Origin of the sequence: Demequina sp., assembly GCF_024642165.1 — a bacterium.
GTDB lineage: Bacteria > Actinomycetota > Actinomycetes > Actinomycetales > Demequinaceae > Demequina.
Genome location: NZ_JAHEBP010000159.1, coordinates 1 through 3,616, shown reverse-complemented (window position 1 = coordinate 3,616; position 3,616 = coordinate 1). Strand labels below are relative to the sequence as shown.

Sequence of the window (3,616 nt, the reverse complement as noted above, 5' to 3'; positions counted from 1 at the left end):
CCGTTCGAGATCGACGGGTCCACGTTCGCCGCCAACACCTGCGCGCGCGGCGGTGCCATCGCGGCGATCCGCGCGCCGCTGATCATCACCGGCTCGAGCATCGTCGACAACGAGGCCTCCGAACTTGGCGGAGGAATCTTCCACCAGGGCTTCGCCGAGACCCTCGAGATGTCGCTCTCCACGGTCTCCGGAGATGGGGCGCCGCTGGGCGCGGGGATCGCGTACGACGCGCCGAAGGGCAACCTCGTGGTCCGTGACTCCCGGATCGCGGGCAACACTCCGGGCGCGGTCAGCAACACCGAGTTCGCGGGCATTCACGCCGTCGCGGCCAAGATCGTGGTGGTGCGCTCCGACACCGACTAACGGGCTGCAGCGCGCTACGGTGACAGGACAGACCGAGGGAGGTTGACCATGCCCGCGCTGGTGATCTGCGGAGCCCCGGCAGCCGGCATGCCTGGCGAGCCGTCGCGCGTGGTGGACCCGGTGACTCCGGTGGTCCGCGCCACGGACCTGGGGTTCACGCGCGGGGATGGGGTGTTCGAGACCGTGGGCATCCACGGCGGGCGGGTGCATGACATGGAGCCGCACCTGGAACGCCTTGCGGAGTCCGCCGCCATGCTCGACCTCCCCGCACCGGATCGCGGGGCGTTCCGTGAGGCGATCGCGATGGCCGTGGCCGCGCTGCTCGATCAGCTCGATGAGGTACCCGAGACCGCCCTGTGCAAGATCGTGTACTCCCGCGGCGACGAGCACGCGGCGCACCACCTCGCCGGCGGCCGGCCGTTCGGGATCGCCTACGCCGACGTCTTCCCGGACATCACCCGCGAACGCACCCTCGGGATCGACGTGATCACGCTGACCCGCGGCTACCCGCGCGGGATCGGCGACAAGGCCCCGTGGCTGCTGGCGGGCGCGAAGACTCTGTCCTACGCGGTGAACATGGCGGCGTTGCGGCACGCCGCCGCGCGCGGAGCGGATGACGTGATCCTCACCACCACGGACGGCTTCGCGCTGGAGGCGCCGCGCTCCAGCCTGCTGGTGAGGCTGGGGGACGATGTGGTGACGCCTGCCGTCGAGGGCGGGCTCCTCCACGGCACGGCACAACGGGCCGCCTTCGCGTCCCTGGGCCGGCGCGGGTTCGCCTGCGAATACCGCGACGTGCGGGTCGACGAGCTGCCGGACGCCGACGCTCTGTGGCTCACGGACTCGGTCCAGCTGCTGCGCCCGGTGCGCTCGCTCGACGGGGTCGCCCGCGACGTGGACTCCGAGCTCACCGCGGCCGTGCTCGCGGATCTGGTCGCCGGCGGCTGACCCGCTCCACCCCGACAGTGCGCACGGAGTACTCCGCGACACAACGGTGACGAGGCCCGTTCCGCCGTGCCTCAGCGGCGTTTCGCCTCCAGATCCGTGCGCAGTGTCAGGAAGGGTGGCAGAGGGGTCAGTCCTTCGCGACCTCCACGGCCACCTCGGCTCCAGCCTCCAGCACCACCTGCACGGCGAGCACCTCTCCCGCGATGAGGTCCCGATGCGTCTCGACGGCCGCGACACGCTCCTCGGGCACGGTGAGCGTCAGCACGATGCGGTCGGACACGTTGAGGCCGGCGTGCTTGCGCTCGTCCTGGATCAAACGGACCAGGTCTCGCGCGAATCCCTCGGCCTCGAGCTCGGGCGTGATCGCCGTGTCGATGAGGACGAACCCGCTCTCGCCGCCCGGAAGACGCAGCACGGACGCCGCCTCGTGGTCGTCCGACGAGCCGCCGATCACGGTGGCCAGCTCGTACTCCCCCGCCTCCAGGGCGATGCCTCCGGAGACCACGGCGCCCGAGACCTCGGCCCAGTCGCCCGTCTTCGAGCCCCGGATGGCGGCCTGCACGTCCTTGCCGATGCGCGGGCCGGCGGCGCGCGCATTGACCGTGAGTCGCTGCTCGACCGGGTGGTCCGCGGTGAACTCGTCGATGCCCACGAACGCCACGGCCTTGACGTTGAGCTCGCCCGCAATGAGCGCGGCGTACGGTGTCAGCGCCGCTGGGGAATCGACCGCGACCTTGAGCAGAGACAGCGGTTGGCGCACGCGGATCTGCCTGGCCTTGCGCAGCGCGTGGGCGGCGGAGACCACCTCGCGCACGGCATCCATGACGGAGCCGAGCGACGCATCGTCCCAGGCCGCGGACGCCACCGGGTAGTCCGTGAGGTGAACGGACCTCTCGCCCGTGAGCCCGCGATAGATCTCCTCGGTCGCCAGCGGCAGCAGCGGCGCCGCGAGCCGCGTCACGGTTTCGAGCACCGTGAACAACGTGTCGAAGGCGGCCTGGTCCTCCTCCCAGAACCGGTCGCGCTGGGTGCGCACGTACCAGTTGGTGAGCAGCTCCATGAAGGCCCGCAGGGACTCCGACGCGCCGGGCACGTCGAACTCCTCCATCTGCGAGGTGACGTCGCGCACCAGCTCGGCCGTCTTGGCCAGCACGTACCTGTCCATCACGGGCAGGGAGCCCACCGCCGCATCGTCCACCCGACGGCCCAGCACGCCGTCGCCGCCGTTCGCGGCGCCCGCGTACAGCGTGAAGAAGTAATACGTGCTCCACAGCGGCAGCAGCACCTGGCGGACGCCCTCGCGGATGCCCTCCTCGGTCACCATGAGGTTGCCTCCGCGCAGTATCGGCGAACTCATGAGGAACCACCGCATGGCGTCGGAGCCGTCGCGCTGGAACACGTCGTTGACGTCCGGGTAGTTGCGCAGCGACTTGGACATCTTGCGGCCGTCCGAGCCCAGCACGATGCCGTGCGAGATGCAGGTGGTGAAGGCCGGACGGTCGAACAGCGCGGTCGCGAGCACGTGCATCACGTAGAACCAGCCGCGGGTCTGCCCGATGTACTCGACGATGAAGTCCGCCGGGTTGTGGCTGTCGAACCACTCGCGGTTGTCGAACGGGTAGTGGACCTGGGCGAACGGCATCGAGCCGGAGTCGAACCACACGTCGAAGACGTCGGAGATGCGGCGCATCGTCGCCGTGCCCGACGGGTCGTCGGGGTTGGGGCGGGTGAGCTCGTCGATGAAGGGACGATGCAGGTTGGGCTCGCCCTTCGCGTCCAACGGCAGGCGGCCGAAGTCGCGCTCGATCTCCTCGAGCGAGCCGTAGACATCGGTCCGCGGGAACGCCGGGTCGTCCGAGACCCACACCGGGATGGGCGTGCCGAAGTATCGGTTGCGGGAGATCGACCAGTCGCGGGCGCCCTCGAGCCACTTGCCGAACTGCCCGTGCTTGATGTGCTCGGGCACCCAGGTGATGTCCTCGTTGAGCTCGACCATGCGGTCGCGGAACTCTGTGACGCGCACGAACCACGATCCCACCGCCCGGTAGATCAGCGGGTTGCGGCACCGCCAGCAGTGGGGGTAGCTGTGATCGTAGGTCTCGTGGCGGAGGACGATGCCGGCCTCCTTGAGGTCCGCAATGACCTTGGGATTCGCGTCGAACACCTGGAGACCCTCGTACTGCGGGAACTCGGCGGTGAAGCGGCCCTTCGCATCGATGGGGATCACCGGCTCGATGCCGGCCTCCTGGCAGGCGATCATGTCGTCCTCACCGAACGCCGGGGCAAGGTGCACGATGCCGGTGCC

The 3,616-nt window shown here is 69.8% G+C and carries 3 protein-coding genes; 2 read left to right on the top strand and 1 reads right to left on the bottom strand.

Features of this window, described 5'->3' with window-relative positions:
* On the top strand, window positions 1-363 hold a 363-nt coding region (locus Q0L54_RS10835), incomplete at its 5' end, for a hypothetical protein (protein ID WP_296668019.1).
* Window positions 364-411: 48 nt separating this feature from the next.
* Window positions 412-1,311 carry an aminotransferase class IV gene (locus tag Q0L54_RS10830; protein WP_296668017.1) on the top strand — a complete coding sequence of 300 codons (900 nt, stop codon included), beginning with the start codon at window positions 412-414 and terminating at the stop codon, window positions 1,309-1,311.
* A 127-nt stretch (window positions 1,312-1,438) separates the two neighbouring features.
* Here Q0L54_RS10830 and Q0L54_RS10825 read toward each other — a convergent pair.
* Window positions 1,439-3,616: class I tRNA ligase family protein (locus Q0L54_RS10825; RefSeq protein WP_296668015.1), on the bottom strand; the 2,178-nt coding region annotated here is incomplete at its 5' end.